The 20,127-nt window shown below is 59.0% G+C and carries 14 protein-coding genes and 1 pseudogene; 9 read left to right on the top strand and 6 right to left on the bottom strand.

Annotation, left to right across the window (positions count from 1 at the left end; translation table 11 throughout):
• Window positions 1-19: 19 nt before the first annotated feature.
• From Q363_RS34460 to Q363_RS47400, 4 genes and pseudogenes are all read right to left on the bottom strand, one after another.
• Window positions 20-394 carry a response regulator transcription factor gene (locus Q363_RS34460; protein WP_035359559.1) on the bottom strand — a complete coding sequence of 125 codons (375 nt, stop codon included), beginning with the start codon at window positions 392-394 and terminating at the stop codon, window positions 20-22.
• A 61-nt stretch (window positions 395-455) separates the two neighbouring features.
• A complete protein-coding gene (locus Q363_RS34455) occupies window positions 456-1,082 on the bottom strand; it encodes a response regulator transcription factor (RefSeq protein ID WP_035359557.1) in 627 nt (208 codons plus the stop codon).
• A gap of 869 nt (window positions 1,083-1,951) precedes the next feature.
• Window positions 1,952-2,722, bottom strand: coding sequence for a sensor histidine kinase (locus tag Q363_RS45195; RefSeq protein ID WP_245632664.1), 771 nt, complete (start codon window positions 2,720-2,722; stop codon window positions 1,952-1,954).
• Window positions 2,723-2,737: 15 nt separating this feature from the next.
• Window positions 2,738-3,451 (bottom strand): annotated as a pseudogene (locus Q363_RS47400) (PAS domain-containing protein); the annotation flags it as partial.
• A gap of 1,158 nt (window positions 3,452-4,609) precedes the next feature.
• Between Q363_RS47400 and Q363_RS34440 the strand changes: the two are divergent.
• From Q363_RS34440 to Q363_RS34400, 9 genes are all read left to right on the top strand, one after another.
• A complete protein-coding gene (locus tag Q363_RS34440) occupies window positions 4,610-5,908 on the top strand; it encodes an MFS transporter (RefSeq protein ID WP_035359553.1) in 1,299 nt (432 codons plus the stop codon).
• 70 nt (window positions 5,909-5,978) lie between these two features.
• A complete protein-coding gene (locus tag Q363_RS37330; protein WP_051979745.1) occupies window positions 5,979-7,523 on the top strand; it encodes a sensor histidine kinase in 1,545 nt (514 codons plus the stop codon).
• Window positions 7,520-8,143, top strand: coding sequence for a response regulator (locus Q363_RS34430; protein ID WP_035359552.1), 624 nt, complete (start codon window positions 7,520-7,522; stop codon window positions 8,141-8,143). Before Q363_RS37330 ends, Q363_RS34430 begins: the two co-directional genes overlap by 4 nt.
• Window positions 8,144-8,385: 242 nt before the next feature.
• Window positions 8,386-11,703 (top strand): TonB-dependent receptor, encoded by a 3,318-nt coding sequence (locus Q363_RS34425; RefSeq protein WP_035359550.1) that lies wholly within the window; start codon window positions 8,386-8,388, stop codon window positions 11,701-11,703.
• 114 nt (window positions 11,704-11,817) lie between these two features.
• Window positions 11,818-12,609: an RraA family protein gene (locus Q363_RS34420; RefSeq protein ID WP_245632662.1), complete on the top strand. Its 792-nt coding sequence runs from the start codon at window positions 11,818-11,820 to the stop codon at window positions 12,607-12,609.
• A gap of 144 nt (window positions 12,610-12,753) precedes the next feature.
• Window positions 12,754-14,049 (top strand): aminotransferase class V-fold PLP-dependent enzyme, encoded by a 1,296-nt coding sequence (locus Q363_RS34415; protein ID WP_035359548.1) that lies wholly within the window; start codon window positions 12,754-12,756, stop codon window positions 14,047-14,049.
• A 36-nt stretch (window positions 14,050-14,085) separates the two neighbouring features.
• On the top strand, window positions 14,086-14,583 hold the full coding sequence (locus Q363_RS34410; RefSeq protein ID WP_035359547.1) for a RidA family protein: 498 nt from the start codon (window positions 14,086-14,088) through the stop codon (window positions 14,581-14,583).
• A gap of 42 nt (window positions 14,584-14,625) precedes the next feature.
• On the top strand, window positions 14,626-16,239 hold the full coding sequence (locus tag Q363_RS34405) for a PLP-dependent transferase (RefSeq protein WP_035359545.1): 1,614 nt from the start codon (window positions 14,626-14,628) through the stop codon (window positions 16,237-16,239).
• Window positions 16,240-16,332: 93 nt separating this feature from the next.
• A complete protein-coding gene (locus tag Q363_RS34400; protein ID WP_035359543.1) occupies window positions 16,333-17,718 on the top strand; it encodes an amidohydrolase/deacetylase family metallohydrolase in 1,386 nt (461 codons plus the stop codon).
• A 101-nt stretch (window positions 17,719-17,819) separates the two neighbouring features.
• On the opposite strand, the gene Q363_RS34395 is transcribed toward Q363_RS34400, so the two are convergent.
• Window positions 17,820-18,974, bottom strand: a complete 1,155-nt coding sequence (locus tag Q363_RS34395; protein ID WP_035359541.1) for a lactonase family protein — start codon at window positions 18,972-18,974, stop codon at window positions 17,820-17,822.
• Between the two features lie 20 nt (window positions 18,975-18,994).
• Window positions 18,995-20,113 (bottom strand): lactonase family protein, encoded by a 1,119-nt coding sequence (locus Q363_RS34390; RefSeq protein WP_051979744.1) that lies wholly within the window; start codon window positions 20,111-20,113, stop codon window positions 18,995-18,997.
• Window positions 20,114-20,127 lie beyond the last annotated feature (14 nt).

Genomic DNA, 20,127 nt, shown 5'->3' with positions numbered 1-20,127 from the left:
TCCTGTGGCTGAGATTGGTCTACGAGATGGCAGCAACTGACTTGAGTAGGTCCATGAGCGCGTCGCCGTCGATTGGCTTGCCGAAGAATCCGATCGCACCCCGTTCCAAATAGAATGCTTCGGAGTTCTCGGAGGGCTTTCCCGTGATGATGACCACTGGGACCGGGCTATTGACGCTCTTCACATGGTGAAGCAGGCCAAGGCCGCTCATCTGCCGCATCTCAACATCGGTGATAATGCAGGATGTTTTGGACAATCCGTCCGCGCCCAGAAACTGCTCGGCCGAGTAGTAACCCTCAGCCCTATATCCGCAGGAAGCCAAGAGATTGACTATCGATTCGACGACCCGGTGATCATCATCAATGACTGCGATCGTGCGGGCCAGATTGCCCATCTCAACCTCCGCCACTCACCACAATCTACAGGCAGGTGATCCCGTTCGGTTCATCTTCGCTTTAGGATGCGTTGGTCGGCTCAAGATTTAGCATGCTAGCCAGTTTAACCAACGTCGCGAAAGAGTCAGCTTCCATCTTTCGCATAATGTGTCCCCGGTGTATCTGAACCGTATACTCCGTGATGCCCAATTCTCCGGCAGCCTGCTTGTTAAGCAAGCCCCGGACCAACAGTGGTAACACCTGTTGCTCCCTTGGAGTTAAGGACTGATATCGCGCAAGCAGGTTTGCATGTTCGAGTGTCTTCTTGCGCAATTTTCTATCCAATTCTAGAGCTCGCTCGATGCTGGCCAACAGTGCGGCCTCATCGACAGGCTTCGTTAGAAAGTCGATCGCTCCTTCTTTCATTGCGGTCACTGTTGATTGGATATCCCCGCGGCCGGTGATGAAGATTACCGGAATCCCCGCCTCAGCGGAGATCGACCTCTGTACCTCCAGACCGTTCAGTCCTGGCATTCTCAGGTCGAGAATCAGGCATGCACAATCATCCTGGCGCTCGAAATTGAGGAATTCCCGTCCTGAGGTAAATATGCGTACTCGTTTACCATTGGCTCGCAATAACGAAGACAGGGCCTCTCCAATCGTTGCATCGTCGTCAACGATATATACCATCTCGTTCGTCGGTCCCATGTGGATCTCCTAAGGACTATAGGCATCTCATGCGGTAGTTGGCCGGGCGACTTCGGTTACTCGAGGGGAAATTTCGGCCGCACCCGCATGCATTGAACGCGCGCATGTGTTGATCATTATATTCGGGAGGCGAGGAAAAAGGACATCTCCGCTGACGCGTCCAGCCACTACATAAATATGTAATATGCATGCGACATAGATTTGTAATTGGCATACGCCCTCCTTGATTAAGGAGGCCCTGCCCGCTCCCTTTCTAAGGATCATTCGGGATCCGCTGGTAATTTGTCTCCTTGGATCCGGGCGTCTTCGGTATTGACCAAGTTCAGGAACGAGCGTAGCTTTGACGCCCCACGAGCGAAGCGGACGGAGATCGCCACCATGAGCACAATTTCAATCCAAAGCAAAGATCCCTCACTGGCAAAGACATCCTGGTCTCGAAATATACCCAAAGAACAGTGACGTGATCCTAGCCAAAGCTTGGAGGCAAATACCATTACATCTTCCTATAGGGCATAACCACCGCTGTACGCATTTGAACCTACAGGCGATCACGATCGGGCCGAAAACGGCAAGCTGAGACCGAGCCGACTATCTGGTCAGACGCAAGACCCGTAAGCCGCTTGAGGGCAGGGTTCACGTACAAAGCCCGTCACTGGTCGTCAACCACGCCGGATGTGGCGAACTTTGAACAGGCGAGCCGATTTCCGCACTGTCCACCATGAACCAGCCTCTGCACCGGAGGTACCCGACAGCGGAGCCACTGGTCAAGCCGAATAGCAGTGAAGGAGCCGAATTCATTTTAACGATGCGTCAAGGGAATAACAGTTCGGGAGGAGATCTCGATTCTTCGGACTCACGGCATTCAGTTCCTAGACCATCTCAGTCGGAGAGAAACTACGAGGCAACGTCAGGCTAAAGCGGGCGCCCCCGTCCTCGAGATTCGTCGCCACAAGCGCTCCACCATGTGCTTCGGCGATAGACCGGCTGATCGACAAACCAACCCCCAAGCCTTCGTCCTTGCTCGTGAAGAATGCCTCGAAGATTCTTTCCGGAGTGACGATCCCAAACCCGCTGTCTTCGACCTCCACGGTGACCTCATGATCTGAAAAGAGTGTCCGAATTTTGATCTCTTTTTGGCTGGAAGCTCGTTCCAGCACGGCTTCCGACGCATTCCGAGCCAGGTTGAGCAGAACCTGCTGAATTTGGATCGCGTCGGCCTCGGTGTTGGGCAACTCCGTGGAGAGGTTGAGTGAGACGACGATGTTTCTGTCCCGGAGATCGGGCTCGAGAACCTTCAATACTTGCACGATCAGGTCATTCATTTGTATTGTGCTTCGATTCGGCTCCTGCTGCTTGAACAGCCGTCGCATTTCGTGCATGACGTTTCCGACGGCCATACCGTCGCGGAGAATCCCCTCAATGGCACTTTTGGCGCGATCGATGTTTGGTGACTCACGCGATAACCAATTGAGCGCAGCCCGCGCGTTTGCAACGACAGCTGACAGAGGCTGAACAATCTCGTGGGAAATCGAGGTAGACAGCTCCACGATAGTAGCAACCTGCGCGGCTCGCGCAATCCGCTCTTTCGCCACGTCTAACGCCTCGCCAGCGCGTTTCGCGTCGTCTATATCGATGTTCACGCCTACCCAAAAGAGAAGGTCTCCATTCCTCGCTCGCAGTGGCTCTGCCCGAACAAGAAACCATCGAGCACTTCCAGGTTCACTCATGATGCGAAGTTGGAGCTCGCCGACTTCGTGCTTTCGCAGGCAGGCAGACCATTGCCTTCTCGCATGCGGGTGGTCTTCGGGATGTATATAGGAAAGGTGCGACTCCCGCGTCCCGCCGACGTCCGCGCCGTACCGAAGATGGTGGGGTTGCGGAAGCCGAAGGTAACTCGCGGTCGCCTCATTGACGAATGCGATTGTTCCAGAAGCCAAGGCATACCACGCCTGAACAGGAATGATATTCAGCGTGGCCTGTAATTGAGCCTCGAGCGGAGGATGTTGATGCGTCGGTGCGTGGAGATGTAGAGCGGTGAAAAGCCACAGCTCGCCGACTCCGGCGACATAATGACCAAAACCAATTACTTCGACAGGAGCGCAAATGTCTGGCGAGGTGCCGCGGATGCACACTCGTACGCGGAGGGAACGCGTGCCGGCGCGAGATTCGTGCCATGCCACTCTTGTCTGCGGCCTGTCTTCACCAACAACAAGATCCAACCACTGTGAGCCCTCGAGTTGCAGCGAGCCAACGCCCGTGAGCCGCTCTAGCGCCGAATTGGCGTAGATGCAACATCCATTGGAATCGGACAACCAAGATGGATGAGGCGAGCCCTGAACAAAAGCTCCTATTTCCGTCGAGTCAGTCATCGCTTGTAGCTCTTTGAGTTAAACAAATGGAACAGTCGCTCGGCCAACGTCGCTATAGCACTCGCCTTCGACGCCCTTCCGATTTGCTGTTGGATTGAGCGTATTACGGGATACGGCGGGAAGTTCATTACATGTTTCTGCTAGGAACTTGCTCTATTCGCGCGAAAGCGTGAGGTGTACTTCTTTGATACCAGAATCATGTAATTTCGACGCCTTCTCGGCGTTGTACTATCACGCTGTCGGACGTCACTCGGTGATGATTTTTGACATATCAGATCGATAAATGCCAAACCTGAGCGGTCGAGCGCTACGGCGCTCTTATCCTCGCCGGGCATGTCTGAGTACGGAATTGGCATGGGTCAGCCTGCGTTTGGCTTGATCTGAACGAAGTCTCCTCGAGGAGGCGGTATCCGGCAACGGTCGTACAAAGCATGCTTGTGTCCTGGTGGACGACGAAGAAGAGAAGCGTTTGAGACGAAGAGGAAAGCTGGGCTGTTCTGCCACGGCCACCCCACGGCCCACTTGGTTAGACAACTAAAAAGTTTGTGGCAATTTTGGGGCAAAATAGCCCGATTGTGCCGATTTTTCCGACTCCTCCGACTAATAAGCCCTTTGCCATCAATAAAATGCTCGTAAAGTGCTACCTTCACACGGTGGGGTCTCGGTCCCCGCTCGGGGGCAGTGGGGAAGCGTTTGAAAACGCTCGAAGGCAGGGAACTACGGTGCGAAGATTCCGGTTTGAGGGATCTGCTCATCACGGCTAGGATCGAGAACAGAACTTCACCAAATTCTTCACAGAATTGCGCGCCGCGGGGCGCCAAATACTCCTGTGCGCTCCTCTCTACTCCATTGAAAACACATGTGCCCGCCCTTCATGAACGCCTGTTAACCGAAGGGTTGTAGGTTCGAGTCCTACCTCAGGAGCCTTTCCTCCTCGCTTCGTTGAATCAAGACAGCACGGCTGCTACGAGCGCGAACTTTCCCGTACTAGCACGCGATGTAAAGATTCACATGGGACATATGGCCCTTGCGCGTTCCCCGGCTGCGTCGATACCATGCGATGTGCCGCTCAAAATCCTGCGGTCTTATCCAATCTCTCTTTCGTAGAGCGCGCGCGACCGGGTTGTCCGATTCGCACACTCGCCGGCCGCCAGGAGCATGATGTCTGCTGAACGTAGTCGTATCCGATTCTTTCTTGCCTTTTGGCTCTTCGTTCTTAGCGGAGTCGCTTTTCTCGATCGCACCAACATCTCCATCGCCGGCCTTCAGATCAGCCGCGAATATGGTCTGGGCAATCAGCGCCTGGGCTGGATCTTCAGCGCCTTCCTGATCGGCTATGCCGGCTTCCAGTTGCCTGCGGGATGGCTGGCGGCTCGCTTCGGTCCGCGCAAGGTTCTTACGCTCGGCGTTCTCTGGTGGGGAGTCGCAACCGCCCTCACCGCCCTGCTTCCCTCGGGAATCGCTCACGCCGTTCTGCTGCTGATTGGCATACGCTTTGCCCTCGGCGCGGGCGAGGCCGTCATCTATCCCGCAGCCAATCAGTTTGTTGCGCGCTGGGTTCCGCTCGAAGAGCGCGGCTTCATCAACGGCCTCATCTTCGCCGGCGTTGGAGCCGGCAGCGGCCTTACGCCGCCACTGCTCACCTGGCTCATCACGAATCAGGGATGGCGGGCCGCCTTCTGGTTCAGCGCCGTCGTAGGCCTGGTTGCAGGAGCGGTCTGGTGGTACGCCGCGCGGGACACTCCGGAAGAACATCCTGCCGTTTCTCCGGCCGAGCTTCGCACGATTCGCGATGGCCTTACCTTTACCCCAGCGCCTGCCGTTTCATCCTCGTCCGATCCGGCACCGACTGGCATCTCCTGGCGAGCGATCTTCCATCGGCGCGATCTCTCCGCTCTGATGGCCGGCTACTTCAGCTTTGGTTACATCGCCTGGATATTCTTCAGCTGGTTCTTTCTTTACATGGCGCAGGTTCGCGGCTTCGACCTCAAGTCGAGCGCACTCTACACCATGCTTCCGTTTCTCTCGATGACGGTCTGCTGTCTCGTCGGCGGTGCTCTCAGCGATCGGCTGACGCGCAGCTACGGCCTGTGGGTCGGACGTTGTGGCCTCGCCGCAGTCGCGCTGCTCATCACGGCGATATTTCTCGTGCTCGGCTCGCAGGTTCACAGCCCGCAGCTTGCCGGAGTCATCCTGGCGGGAGGGGCAGGCGCACTCTATCTGTCGCAGAGCTCCTTCTGGTCTGTTTCCGTCGACATCGCCGGCCGCAGCTCCGCCGTCTTCTCCAGCATGGTCAACATGGGAGGACAGATCGGGGGTGCTATCACCGCTTCGCTCACTCCCTGGATCGCTCAGCGCTTCGGCTGGACGACCTCGTTTGCGATGGCTGCGGCGTTCGCCGTGATGGGCGCACTCTGCTGGCTCACCGTGCATCCCGAACGACCGCTCGACGCCTGAAACGACACTCGGCTCAAGTGTTGTCTCGTTGCAACTGCAAAAGATGGTGGTTTAGTAATACGGAATGACCATGCGGCGATACGCGAAGTCGAACTCGCTCTGCTACCGGCAGCTTTTGTCGCCAGTCGTCGGATTCGCTGTGTCTCTCGCGCTTACTCATGCCGGCGCGCAGCCCGTTCCGCAGCGCACCGCTCAGGCCCAGTGGCAGGACCGGCAGACCGGGAGCGGCCCTATTGACAACGGGATTCGCGTGCTTCGCCAGGACTCGCAGGGAGCGCTCTGGGTTGCGACGGCGAACGGCGTGGAGAGAGTTGCGAACGGGAACCTCGAGGTGCTGCTCGTCGGAGGAATCTCAGCCGACATCGTTGCGCCGTTTGCAGAAGACGGAGCCGGAGGCATGTTCTTCGTCACCTCGTCCGGACTCTTTCACTGGCAGAAGGGAACAGCAAGCAAACTGCCTCTCTACCTTCCGGAAGGCGACAACGTGGTCGCAGTGTATTGCGATCCGAAGCATCGCATCTGGATCGGCACGACAACCGGAGTCTTCGAACTGGTGCCTCGTAAGGGCGGTGTTCCTGCCGGTACGCCCGAGTACGATGCGGTTCCTCGCGCCGCAGTGCGGAGCGCAGTTTCGGCCCTGTTTGCGGATGCAACAGGAGACCTCTGGATCGGAACTCGCCACGACGGTCTCTGGCGTCTCGGCCCTGACGGGCTCTCCCGCTGGCCGTCGCAGGACGGACTCGCAACCGGTACAACCAGCGTCGCGCCGTCGAATGCTGCTGATGAAACGCCCTCATCTTCAATCGAGTCCGCGAACCATCAGCGCCCGTTTTACCAGACCTGGTACTTCTATCTCGGACTGGCGGTTACCGTGATCGCTTTCGCGGCGTATCTCTTCCGGCGTCATATTCAGCTCATGACCGGCCGCCTTGGAATCATCCTCGAGGAGCGGAACCGCATCGCCTCTGAGTGTCACGACACACTGATGGCCGGGTTCGCCGCGATCTCATGGCAGCTCGAAGCCACCGCCAAGCTGTTTCGCGACAGTGGGTCCGATTCGACGCCTGCTGCAAAGTCCTGCGAGCTCGCGCGCAGCATGGTCGCGCACTGTCAGGCGGAGGCTCGCCGCATCATCTGGGACCTACGCGACACCAACGAGGTCACCAACGTTCTCTCGGAGGCTCTCTCGCGCACGCTCTCGTCGAACCACCTTCAGGGCGCCATCGATACCACGCTCGACGTCGAAGGTGAAGAGGTGCGCCTCGCTCCCGGCTGTGTGCATCATCTCGTCTGCATCGGCCAGGAGGCCGTGTCGAACGCGATCCGTCACGCCGAGTGCTCCCGCATCGTCGTCCGTCTGAAGTATGATAGCGATTCGCTTAGCCTCTCCATCCGCGACGATGGTCATGGCTTCCTGCCGTCCGACCGCTCGGCCTCACTTCGCGGGCACTTCGGTATTCCCGTCATGGAAGAGCGCTCGCGCAAGCTGGGCGGCAGTTTCCGCATTCAAACCTCTGCTGGACTTGGCACCGAGGTCACCGTCAAAGTAGCCTTCGACGCCATGCAGCAGCCCGTCAACCAGCAACATCACGTGATACGTTGGATCGGAATATGAAGCAGATTCGAGTCCTCCTCATCGAAGATCATTTCCTTGCGCGCATGGCGCTCCACTCTGTCCTCTCCGGGCATCCGCAGATTCAGATCATCGGCGAGGCAGGCGACGGCGAACTCGGCATCTCGATGTATCGCCAGCTGCGTCCTGACGTTGTCGTGCTCGACCTGCGCCTGCCCCGTGTCAGCGGCTTCGATGTCATCACCGAGCTGCGCCGCGAGTTTCCCAATGTGCGGATCGTTGTGCTCTCCAACTACCAGGGCAGCGAAGACATCTATCGCGCCGTGCGCAGTGGAGCCATGGCCTATCTCACCAAGGATGCAAGCGGTGAAGAGCTGCTCAACGCAATCCAGAACGTCGACCGCGGCCTGCGTTACCTTCCTCATGGCGCGCTCGATCGCCTCGCACAGCGCATGCCCGCGGTGGAGCTGACTCCGCGCGAGACCGAGGTCCTCACCCGCATCACCCAGGGCCGCAGCAACCGCGAGATCGCCGAAGATCTGAAGATCGCCGAGAAGACCGTTCGCATCCACGTCAGCTCCGTTCTAGACAAAATGGGAGCCCGTGACCGCACCCAGGCGACGATTTATGCGCTCCAGCGCGGCCTGGTTCACCTCGATTAAACTCCGTCAATCCCTGCCTGCAGCATAAGTTAGCCCATTCCATAGGCTATTTGACCTATTGGGCCGACTGGCAACTGCCCGATTGACAGTTCTTTTACCTGTGGTTTGAAATCATTTCACACAAAAACAGGCCGCTCGCTGCAGAGCGGAAGACGAGCGCTCCACTCCGATTCCCATTTGGCAATGGGACCAACATTCTGTTTCATTATCTGCTTCATTGCAGGCAGGTCCAGGAGGCTACCATGAAGAAGGCATTAGCTTGTTATCTGGTGTTGCTGCTAAGTCCGTTGTTTCTTCGTGCCCAGGTTGCAGATAATACCGCGCTTGTAGGTACGGTCACTGATCCAACTGGAAGCGTAGTCGTTGGCTCTAAAGTTGTCGGTGTCAATCAAGAGACGAAAGTATCGTATAGCGGTACGACGAACTCCGAAGGGTATTACTCCATCCCCTTCGTCAGTCCCGGAACATATGATGTCACCGTCGAGATGTCCGGATTCAGAAAGATGACGTCGACCGGCGTTGTCGTTCAGCTTAATCACGCGGTGCGTACTGATTTTTCTCTTTCGGTCGGCTCGGAGACCTCTATCGTCAGCGTCTCGGCTGATACTCCTGCTCTTTCGACAGATGACGCGCTCCTCGGCGAAACGATCGATTCGCAGCAGGTACACGATCTGCCTCTGAACGGCCGTCACGCTATCGATCTCGCGGCAACAGCCTCGAACATCACGATCAGCGGGCAAGCCCTTACTGGCAATCCTCCCGGTAACCGGGCCAGCGGCTCCGGAACACGCAACATCAACAACAGCATCTCCCTTGACGGCATCTCGATCATGAACAACCTGATCACGACTGCCACGCTCTCTCCAAACCCCGATGCCCTCAGCGCCGTACAGACGCAGAACGGAAACTACACTGCCCAGTATGGAGACTATCTCGGCGTTCACATCAACCTCGTGTCGAGGACCGGAACCAATAAGTTCCACGGCACCGCATACGACTACATCCAGAACGATGCGCTGAACGCAAAGGGTTGGCTTCAGCCTACAACCGGCCTAGCCTCCCAGAAGGCCAAGCTGCGTTACAACCTCTTCGGCGGCGTGCTAAGCGGTCCCATCATCATCCCTCACCTTTACGACGGAAGAGACAAGACCTTCTTCACCGGGTCTTATGAGGGCCTTCGCAACAACGGTGCGACCCCGACGATAGGGACGGTTCTCTCCAACAAGATGCGCACCGGCGATTTCAGCGAGTTGCTTTCGACCGATCCCGCGAAAAACAAACAGCTCTACAATCCCCAAACCCGCTTTAGGTTGTGTTCGGCTCCTAACTATAACTGCCCCGCGGCGCAGTATGTCGGAAATATCATCCCCGTCGATCCGGTCTCTGCAAATATCCTTCCCTATATGGCGACGCCTACCGGCCCAGGCACGACGAACAACTGGAACGGGAATCTTCCCAACCAGATCAATGAAGACTCAACGCTGGAGCGGGTCGATCACAACATCAACGGTAAGATCTCTCTCTTTGGACGATTCGCTTGGCAGTCGGTCAATAACTACACTCAGGCGATCAATCTTGCCAACACCGCCTACACGACTACGAAGACTCGTAATGGCGCCGCCGGTTACACGCACATCATTACGCCCAAGTTAGTGAACGACCTGCGCTTCGGATTCAATATTGTAAACACGAACATTCTCAACGAGCAGGCGCAACAGAATCAGACAAGCGCCGGCTCCTCGCTCGGTATTCCAGGCTTTACCGCGGATGTCGACAGCGGCAATCCCGGTTTGGTGGATATGTCCATCGGTGGTACCCCGGCGGCGCCCATATACCAGGGCATCGCCCAGAGCGGCACCAACTGGTATCAGGATGATCGTCAGCTCACCTGGTATGACCAGATCAGCTACACCATGGGCAAGCACGCGCTTATGGCTGGCATCAGCTTCCGCAAGATGACGATCGGCCGCTCGGCCGCCAACACGGCGCGCGGTCAGTTTACCTTTGACGGAACGCTGAATGGCGCTACCTCGACCTCCGGTGACGCAGCAGCAGCTTTTATCGCTGGCTCTCCAACCGGCTATACCTCTCCGTTCTTCCAGGTAAAGGGATCCATCGGTCAGTGGCGTGACGGCTTCTTCGCGCAGGACACCTGGCAGGTCACGCAGAACTTCACGCTGCAATATGGTCTCCGCTACGAACTGCCTCAGGTGGCCTACAGTTTGAACGGCGTCGGCCGCATCATGGATCCCGGTCTCACCACGTTGTATCCGGCGATCGGCGGTACGAACGCTCTGAATGCCGCGACGTATCCCGACTTCAAGTTCACTGGCCCGGCTCACGACAACATCAGCCCGCGCGTCGGCTTCTCTTACCGCGCGACTGACAAGATCGTCATTCGCGGCGGCGGTGGAATCTACTACAACGCGAACCAGCTCAACTCCTATACGCTGTCCTCAACCAACTATCCTTACTCGGCTGTTGTGACTCCGTCGGCAGGCTTCGGAACAACGCCTCCGTTCACGCTGGACAATCCGAATGTCCCCGCACCCGCGGTATGGCCTGGCCCGGCATCGAGCCCCTACGCCAACTTCACGGTGAATCACGACCTGCCCACGGCCAGGATGTATCAGTGGAACGTTGATATCGGTACTGAGGTATGGCGCAATGCCGGCCTTGAATTCCAATACCTCGGTTCGCGCACGATTCACCTGGACGAGAGCTACTACCCGAATCAGCCAGCTCCCTCTCCCGTCGCCTTCTCGCAATCCCGCCGTCCGAAGCCTGCGATCGGCCAGATCCGCGAGATTCAGAACGATGGATTTGCCACCTACAACGGCCTGACGGTCATTCTTCGGCAGCGGATGTCGCACGGCCTCAGCGCAAACCTCAGCTACACCTGGTCCCACGCTATGGATACGTCGGACAGCTCCAACGACGGCGGCTCCGCAATGTGGCAGGGTCATCTGAAGCTGGACTACGCAAACTCCAATTACGACATTCGCAACCGTTTCGTTGCATCGGTCACCTATGAGTTGCCGAAGTTCGATGGCCGCAACGTCGTTGTTCGTCAGGTTCTTGGTGGTTGGCAGACGAACGCAATTGTTGATCTTCGCACCGGTACTCCTCTCAACATCACTATTAACTCCAACCTCGCCAACGTCGGAGGCGTAGGAGGATCCCAGCGTCCGAACTACGTTCACGAAAGCCATGTGACCTGCAGCCGTGCTACGGTCACGGGGTCCGGCGGATCCACCAGGAACAGCTGTATCGATGCAACTGCTTACGCCAACCCAGCTCCGGGAACCTTTGGAAACCTGCAGCGCGATGCGATCTATGCGCCCGGTGTGGCAAACACGAATGCCTCCCTCTTCAAGAACTTCCCGATCTGGGAGACTGTTTCCTTCCAGTTTCGCGCGGAGGCATTCAACCTCTTCAATCATCCCAACCCTGGCAGCCCAAATACGACCTTTGGTGGCTCGACCTTTGGATACATCACAGGCGCGAACACCAACTTTGGCGCACGTGTGATGCAGTTGGCAGGAAAGATCAACTTCTAACCCATCAACCGGCCGCCGGAGCGCATCCGGCGGCCGCTTCTCTTCGGCCCTCTACCAATCTGTTCCATACTTTCTGTACCATGCTCTCTGTCACCACCTGAGGAGCTGCCCATCTTGAAGCACCCGTCTCTGTCCCCTGTCCTGCGCTCGCGCGCTATTCGCATCAGCACTGTTGCCGTCATCGCCTGCGTCTCGATCTTCACCGCAAATCACATCGTTCACGCGGACGCGCCCAAGACGGCCGCCGACTATCAGGCCGACCCAGCCGCTATGCTCGACGCCTATCGCCACGTCGAGGCCGCATCGGTCTCCGACGCCATCGAGCAGCTCCTCCACCAGAAGCGCTACATGTCGCATCGCATGCAGTCCATCTTTCCCGCGAAGTTCGCCGGCACCGCGCTTACCGTGAAGCTCGTCAAGCAGGAGAATCACGACGCAGACGCACTGACCGGCATGCTCAATGCCATCGACTCCGGCGGCGCCGGCTCGGTCTACGTCATGCAGGTTGAGGATGGCGCCGACATCGCGGGCATGGGCGGCCTCATGGGCACGGCGATGTTTGCACGCGGCTTCGCAGGAGCCATCATCGACGGCGGCGTTCGCGATCTGCCGCAGCTCAAGAAGATTGGTTTTCCGGTCTACTCCACCGGTCCCGTCCCCTCCACCTCGGTCAGCCACTACAAGTTCGGAGGGATGAATATCCCGGTTGACTGTGACGGCGTTCGCGTCAACCCGAACGACATCATCGTTGCCGATCAGGACGGCGTCGTTGATGTTCCGCGGGATCGCGCTGCAGAGATTCTTGTCCTCGCGCAGAAACTCGATAACAGCGAGCACTCCATGTATCCCTTTATCGAAAAGTTTCATTCGATCGAGGAGGCAGTCAAACAGTTTGGCAGGATCTGAATCGTCGGCCGGTAAGCCATTTGTCCCATGACAATCCTGGGCCGGTGGATTTCAGATGGTTGCACTCAAATCCACAGCGGCAACGCTTGCATTTCGGTGAAGTGCAGGCGTTCGCAGCCCGAATGGAATCAGGAGAGCAGGGCAATGTTCAGCACCAGCAGCAGTGATCGCAGTCTCTTCTCCCGGCGCAGCTTTCTGCGTTGGTCGCAGTCAGCCATCGCGCTCTTCGGAGCGGCGCCGGTCATGGGCGCCGCTGAGGCTGTCGCCGCGCCAGCCTCTGAAGCCCTTGCCGTTGACTACTACGACAAGCTCGGCGTCGACAAGATCATCAACGCCGCCGGGACTTACACGACGCTCACTGCCGCCTGCATGCCTCCGCAGGTGCGTCGCGCGGTCGAGGTGGCCGCGCACCACCCCGTCCATCTCCATGACCTCCAGGTGAAGTCGGGCGAGTACCTCGCCAAGAAGCTTCGCTGCGAAGGGGCCCTGGTCACCTCGGGCGCCGCGGGAGCCATCACGCTCGCCACTGCGGCCTGCATGGCCAGCGCCAACGGCAACACGCCCGGAGACATCCCGCAGAACGCCGGCTCCATGAAGAACGAGATCATCGTTCAGAAGGCTCATCGCTATGGCTACGACCACGCCATGCTGCTCTGTGGAGCCGTCATCCGCGAGGTCGTCACCCTCGACGAGTACAAAGCAGCCTTCAACGAAAAGACCATCATGACCAACTTCTTCAACGCCGCGGAAGAAGAGGAGGGGCCGCCCGCTCAGATCGGCCGCGAGCAGTGGCTTGAGATCGCCCACCAGCACAACGTGCCCTGTCATCTCGACGCAGCCGCCGACATGCCTCCCATCGAGAACCTCTGGAAGTACACCCAGATGGGCTTCGATCTCGTCTGTTTCTCAGGCGGGAAGGGAATTCGAGGGCCGCAGAACGCCGGTCTCCTTCTCGGCAAGAAGCACCTTACCGACCTCGCGCTCGCGAACACCAACCCCAACGGTGACGCCGTGGGCCGTGGCATGAAGGTCGCCAAGGAGCAGATCGTCGGCATGGTGGCCGCCATCGACTGGCTTCTCGAGCAGTCCGACGAGGCCAACACCGCTGAGTACAACCGCTACTGCAAGACCATCTCTGATGCGGTGAAGAACATCCCCACCGTGCAGATCAGCGTGGTCACCCCGAAGATCGCCAACCACGTCCCGCACCTTCTCCTCAAGTATGACCCTGAGAAGGTCGGCGTTACCGTTTCTCAGGTGCAGGAGCGGCTCCGCGCGCAGAAGCCTCCCATTGAACTCAATCCCAACACCGGCCACAAGCCCAACCAGGGAATCCCGTCCGACGCCAACACGCTCGTGGTCGGCGTCTGGATGCTCCAGCCCGGCGAGCCCGAGGTCGTCGGACGTCGTATCCGCGCCGCGCTCACCCAGAAGGCATAATCATCTCAGCTCTCTCAACCCAAAGGAGTAAACACGATGGAAAATCAGTCCCGCCGAGGTCTTTTGAAGAACGCAGCGAAGGCCGCAGCTGCCGTCACTGCAGGAGCAGCTCTTGCACCCTCCGCCAAGGCGCAGGTCTCCGGCAAGCTCGAGAAGAAGTCCGTGCCGCCGAAGACACAGGCCGACAAGGTCCCCACCACGCCCGGCAAGAAGCCCCTCTTCTCGAGCATCATCACGTACGGCAACATGGTCTTCCTCGCGGGAGTCGGCGCGCACTTCAAAGGCACCATCGAGGAGCACACCAAGCATGTGCTCGACGAGCTTGAAAAGAACCTCATCAAGACCGGCTCTTCGATGGAGAAGGTTCTCAAGGTCAACGTCTACCTGAACGACCTCAAGGACTACGCTGCGATGAACTCCGTCTACGCTACGGCCAACTGGGGCGATACCCCTCCCGTTCGTACGACGGTTGCTCCAGCGGGTGGAATCCCTGGAGACTCGCTCGTCGAGATCGACATGATCGCCTACATCTAGGACGGGCGCACTCGTCTATCAGATCACGAAAGGAACACAACCATGTCCCTCTTTCGCAAGGAACGCTTGTCCCGGCGCGACGTTCTCAAGCAGACCGGAATGCTCTCTGCCCTGGGTGCTGCCAATGCAGTCTCCCCGCTTGCCGCCAGTGCGGCCGCGATAGCAGAACCAGCGCAGCACAAGCTCCCTGCGAGAGAGGGCACGGCGACCGACAATCTCTTCACCCGCATCGGCGTTCGCCCGCTCATCAACGGCCGCGGAACCTTCACCATCATCAGCGGCTCGCGCTCGCTGCCGCAGGTCAAGCAGGCCATGTATGACGCCTCCTTCTACTACGTGCAACTCGACGAGATGATGGACGGCATCGGTGCGCAGCTCGGCAAGCTGATGGGAGCCGAGTGGGGAATTGCCACCACCGGCTGCGAAGCTGCCATCTGCCTTGCCACCGTGGCCTGTATGGTTGGCACCAACGTCGAGCAGAGCCAGGCCTTTCCTTATATCAAGAAGAAGGATCAGGTCATCATTCCCAAGCACTCGCGCAACCAGTACGACTTCGGTGTGCGCATGGTAGGCGCCGAGATTGTCGAGGTCGACAGCATCGATGAGCTGACCTCGAAGATCTCGCCTCGAACGGCGATGATCTACCTCATGTCGAATCCCGGCAACGCGAGCGGCCCGATGAGTATCAGGAACATCTGCGCCGTCGCGAAGCAGAAGAATGTTCCAGTCTTCGTGGATGCCGCGGCAGAAGAGCCGCTGAACCCAAACATTCACATTCAGGCAGGTGCAACGCTCGTTGGATACTCCGGAGGCAAATGCCTTCGCGGGCCGCAGTCCTCCGGAATCATGCTCGGCGAGAAAAACCTCTGCAAGGCTGCCTACTTCCAAGCGGCACCGCACCACAACTTCGGTCGCGCGATGAAGTGCTCGAAGGAGGAGGCGATGGGCATCCTCGCTGCTGTCGAGACCTGGTATAAGCGGGACCACGACGCTGAGCAGAAGATGTGGCGCGGATGGCTGAACAACATCGAGAACCGCGTCAAGGGCCTGCCCTCGACCAGCTTCACCTACCACGAGCCAGAAGACCTCTCCAATCGCGCCCCCACGCTGCAAATCTCCTGGGACGCCAACACGCTCAAGATCACCGGTACCGAACTCGTCGCAAAGCTCGACGCTGGCACGCCGCGCATCGTCCTCGGCGGAGCGCACGGCCGCCGGCCCGACATGATGCAGAGCGGCATCTCGGTCATGCCCTACATGATGGACCCCGGCGAAGACAAGATCATCGCCGATGCCATCTACGCCGCTCTCACCAATCCTGGCGAATACAAGGACCCCGTAATCCCCACCGGAACACCCGCGGATGTCCACGGAGCATGGGCCGTCACCGTCGACTACTACCGCGGTACCGGCGAACAGAAGTTCACGCTTCAGCAGAGTGGCAACGACGTAACCGGCACGCAGGCCGGTGAGATCTACAATGCCACGCTCAAAGGTACGGTTCACGCCAACGAGATCGAACTGCACAGCGCCATGACGGTTCCCGGAAACACCGTTTTCTGGACCTTCAAGGGCAACGTGACAGGCAACGACATCTCCGGCACCGTCAACATGGGTGAGTACGGCAACGCAAACTGGAAGGCAGTTCGCGCCTGACAGGCTGCCGAGAGACAGCGTGGTCCTGCCGCTCATCCCACGCCACATCACAAGGACTCACCGGCACATTGAACACCAAATCGAGGACTCATAATGAAATCGCTACGCAAAATAAACCTGGCCTCCTGTTGCGCCGTTCTCTCCGTGGCCGCCGCATCGGTCCATGCCTTCGCCCAGCAACGCACTCCACCACCGCTCCCTCAGCCCCCGGCGAACATCGCCTACGATCTCATCCTTCAGAACGGCCACGTCCTCGACGATAAGAACCACATCGACGCGGTCATGGACGTTGCCATCAAGGACGGAAAGATCGCCAAGGTCGCCCCGCACATCGCCAGCTCGGATGCCCTGAAGACCATCAACCTCAACGGTCTCTACGTCACCCCCGGCCTCATCGACCTTCACGTCCACGTCTACGCCGGCACCGGCGAGCGCGGCTCCTACGCGGGCGACAACAGCGTTCCGCCCGACGGCTTCACCTTCCGCGTCGGCGTCACCACCGTCGTAGATGCAGGATGCTCCGGCTGGCGCAACTTCGAGGATTTCAAGGACAGGATCATCGATCGCTCAAAGACCCGCGTTCTGGCGATGCTCAACATCGTCGGCTCCGGCATGCGCGGCGACAAGTACGAGAACAATCTATCCGACATGGATGGCGAGGCCACCGCAAAGATGGCCCTCAAGTACCCCAACGTCGTCGTCGGCATCAAGACCGCTCACTACACCGGGCCGGAGTGGACGCCTGTCGAGCAGGCCGTTATCGCCGGCACCAAGGCCAACATCCCCGTCATGGTCGACTTCGGCAACAATCATCCCGAGAGCCGCCCGCTCTACGATCTGCTCACAAAGAAGCTGCGCCCCGGCGACATCTACACCCACATGTACTCCGGGCTGCGCAACGAACAGGACCCCGTCACCATGGGGCCCAGCAAGGCCTTCATCGACGGACGTAAGCGTGGCATCTACTTCGACACCGGCACCGGCGGCGGCAGCTTCAAGTTCTCTCTCGCCGTCCCCATGGTCAAGGACGGCTTCATCCCCGACTCCATCTCGACCGACCTCCACATCGGCAGCATGAACGGCGCCACCAAGGACGAGCTCAACGTTGCCAGCAAGATGATGGCAATCGGCATCTCCCTCAAGGAGGTCGTCGCCGAGATGACCTCGCACCCCGCGCGTGAGATCAAGCATGAAGAACTCGGCAACCTCTCCGTAGGATCGGTCGCCGATGTCGCCGTCCTTCGCCTTGAAGACGGTCGCTTCGGCTTCACCGACATGGTCAACGGCCGCCTGGACGGAACCAAGCTGCTCGTCGACGAGATCACCATCAAGGACGGAAAGATAGTCTATGACCTCAACGGCATGGAAGCCGACAAGTGGGACGCTCCGCCTGATCCCAACACCATCTACGCCTATCGCTGGACCACCTTCGCTCCGCGTATTCCACGGCCGCGGCCCAGCGACAACGAACGCCACTAATCAGTATCATCCCAACACAGAAGCGCTCAGTCATGACTGAGCGCTTCTGTGTTTCCAACCTGCACGCAAAATTCGTGCGTGTGTTGCAGTGCTTCAACCACTTAGAGAAACAGAATGCACTGCGGCCGCGACAGCGGAAAGCTCTTGCCCGCGTTCGCCAGCTTGCCCGTCTTCGCATCGCGCGCAAACACGGAGAGATTGTCCGTAGTCTGGTTTGCTACCAGCAGCCATCTTTCCGTCGGGTCCAGCGCAATGTGCCGCGGCATCTTGCCCCCGCACGAAGTGCGCTCCATCAGGGTCAGCTTGCCGTCGCTCGGTGAGATCGAGAACGACACCATAAAGTCATCGATCCGGTTCGCCACGTAGGCAAACCGCCCCTGCTTATCCATCACGATATCGGACGGCGCAGACGGCCCCTGGTGGCCCTCCGGTACTGTCGAGATCAACTGCTTCGTCGTGAACACGCCCTTCGTTGCATCCCAGTCCAGCACATTCACCGACGAGCCAACCTCATTCACGCAATACGCCCACTTCTTGTTGGGATGAAACATCAGCGACCGCGGCCCCGCTCCTGGCTCAGAGTTCCAGTCCGGCGGATTCTGCGGCATCAGCTTTGCCGTCGCGGAGTCGAGATGATAGACGTGAATCGCATCCAGTCCAAGATCGTTCACGAACATGTACCTGTTATCCGGCGAGACCGTTACGCGATGCGCGTGCGGGCCCTTCTGCTGCTGCATCGGCCCGTGTCCCTCGTACTGGAAGAACGAGACCGCCTCACTCAGCTTTCCTGCCGGGTCCACGGCGAAAGAGGCTGCGCTTCCTCCGCCATAGTTCGCCGCAAAGACGCACCGTCCCGTGTGGTCCACTCCGACGTGGGTTGTGCCCGGTCCCTTTGCCGAAACCTCGTTGATCTTCGTCAGCTTCGCGGCCGTTCGGTCCACCGAATAACTCGAGACAGCGCCGCTTCGCTGTCCCTCGAAGTTGTTGATCTCGTCGCACGCAAACAGCGTCTTCTTGTCCGGCGCGAACGCCAGAAACGTCGGGTTGTCTGCCTCAGCGGCCAGGCCCGTCTGCGTCAGCTCTCCTGTCGTCGCATCGAAGCTGTACGAATAGATGCCCTTGCTCGTGCTCGCCTGCCCCGTCTGCGTTCCCACAAACAGCAGCTGCTTGCCCGAGCCCTTTGCCAGCGATGCCAGAGGATACGCCGCCAGAGCCGCCGCAGACCCCTGTATGAACCCACGCCTCGATACCTTCACTCTTGTCTTCTCCTGTCTTCTTATGAAACCAATGCCACGCACCGCGACGACTCCACTTTGGCGCGCAACGCAGCAGCGCTCAACCGTCCCGTCGCCGCATCGATAAAGCTCTCCATCACGCGACCGTCGCGACTCACGGCAATCAGGCTGTTCCCCTCCGGAGCGATCTCCATCGCGCAAAGCTCGCCCATCGCCTCGCTATCTTCACCCGCAGCACGCAACCGTCCCGTCGAGCGATCCGCAGCCCACACGGCCACGCCACCCTCCGGCCTGCTCGCATACACAAACTCACCCGACCGATGCACGGCCAGCGCCGCATCTGGTCCGCAGGCAACCTTCGCGTGCTGCCGCTTCTCTTCGATCTTTCCCGCGGCTGCATCGTAGCCGTAGCACGCGATGCCATCCTCGCGCATCGCATACAACACCCTGCCGTTCGGATGCATCGCGACTCGCGACACCGCCATTCCGTCCTCTAACTCAAGCCTCGCGTGAATGCCCAACCCCTCACCGCTCAGCCCGAGCACGCTCACGCGGCCGGTTCCGGCGTCCGCAGCAATCACACGCCCCGCCGTATCGAAGGCCACAGCATGCGGTCGCGAAATTGAAGCCACTCCTGCGCGCTCCACACCCGTCTCCTTCAACAGGCTCGACACGCGTCCCAGGCTGCCGTCCTCTGCGATCGGCAGAACGTTGTACGCTCCGCCCTCCCGCACTGCGACTACCAAACTCCTGCCGTCGGGAGACACCGCTGCATGACGCGGCATCGTCGCGGAGAGCGAGAGCGGCTGCCGGCTCAACTTCGCCAGGCGGCCGTCCTTACCGATCGAAAACGCCTCCACGGTCCCCATCGGCAATCCATGGTGCACCCTCACCTCGTTTACGGCGTACAGAGCCTCGCCATCCCGCCCCACTGCCAGCGCGACCGGCTTCTCGCTCGCGATCGTCTGCACGCGCGTCCACTCAACGCCATGCGACGCATACACATGAATCGCATCGCGCTCGCTCGCCACATAGGCAAACCGAACCGACGACCGTGCGCCAGCGGGCAGCAGGGAAGAGCACAGCCCGGCCGAGCTCAGCGTCGAGTACCCCATCAGATGTACAAACTCTCTACGATTCCAACCCTTCTTCATGCTCATACCTCACTTCATGC

The sequence above is a fragment of the Edaphobacter aggregans DSM 19364 genome (genome assembly GCF_000745965.1).
In the GTDB taxonomy this organism is placed as follows: domain Bacteria; phylum Acidobacteriota; class Terriglobia; order Terriglobales; family Acidobacteriaceae; genus Edaphobacter; species Edaphobacter aggregans.
Note: the sequence above shows the minus strand (reverse complement) of the source record. Positions and strands in the feature narration are given on the sequence as shown.

Coding starts and splice junctions, on each gene's coding strand:
- Q363_RS34460 (WP_035359559.1), bottom strand. CDS start 394: ATGGGCAATCTGGCCCGCACGATCGCAGTCATTGATGATGATCACCGG.
- Q363_RS34455 (WP_035359557.1), bottom strand. CDS start 1,082: ATGGGACCGACGAACGAGATGGTATATATCGTTGACGACGATGCAACG.
- Q363_RS34440 (WP_035359553.1), top strand. CDS start 4,610: ATGATGTCTGCTGAACGTAGTCGTATCCGATTCTTTCTTGCCTTTTGG.
- Q363_RS37330 (WP_051979745.1), top strand. CDS start 5,979: ATGCGGCGATACGCGAAGTCGAACTCGCTCTGCTACCGGCAGCTTTTG.
- Q363_RS34430 (WP_035359552.1), top strand. CDS start 7,520: ATGAAGCAGATTCGAGTCCTCCTCATCGAAGATCATTTCCTTGCGCGC.
- Q363_RS34425 (WP_035359550.1), top strand. CDS start 8,386: ATGAAGAAGGCATTAGCTTGTTATCTGGTGTTGCTGCTAAGTCCGTTG.
- Q363_RS34415 (WP_035359548.1), top strand. CDS start 12,754: ATGTTCAGCACCAGCAGCAGTGATCGCAGTCTCTTCTCCCGGCGCAGC.
- Q363_RS34410 (WP_035359547.1), top strand. CDS start 14,086: ATGGAAAATCAGTCCCGCCGAGGTCTTTTGAAGAACGCAGCGAAGGCC.
- Q363_RS34405 (WP_035359545.1), top strand. CDS start 14,626: ATGTCCCTCTTTCGCAAGGAACGCTTGTCCCGGCGCGACGTTCTCAAG.
- Q363_RS34400 (WP_035359543.1), top strand. CDS start 16,333: ATGAAATCGCTACGCAAAATAAACCTGGCCTCCTGTTGCGCCGTTCTC.
- Q363_RS34390 (WP_051979744.1), bottom strand. CDS start 20,113: ATGAGCATGAAGAAGGGTTGGAATCGTAGAGAGTTTGTACATCTGATG.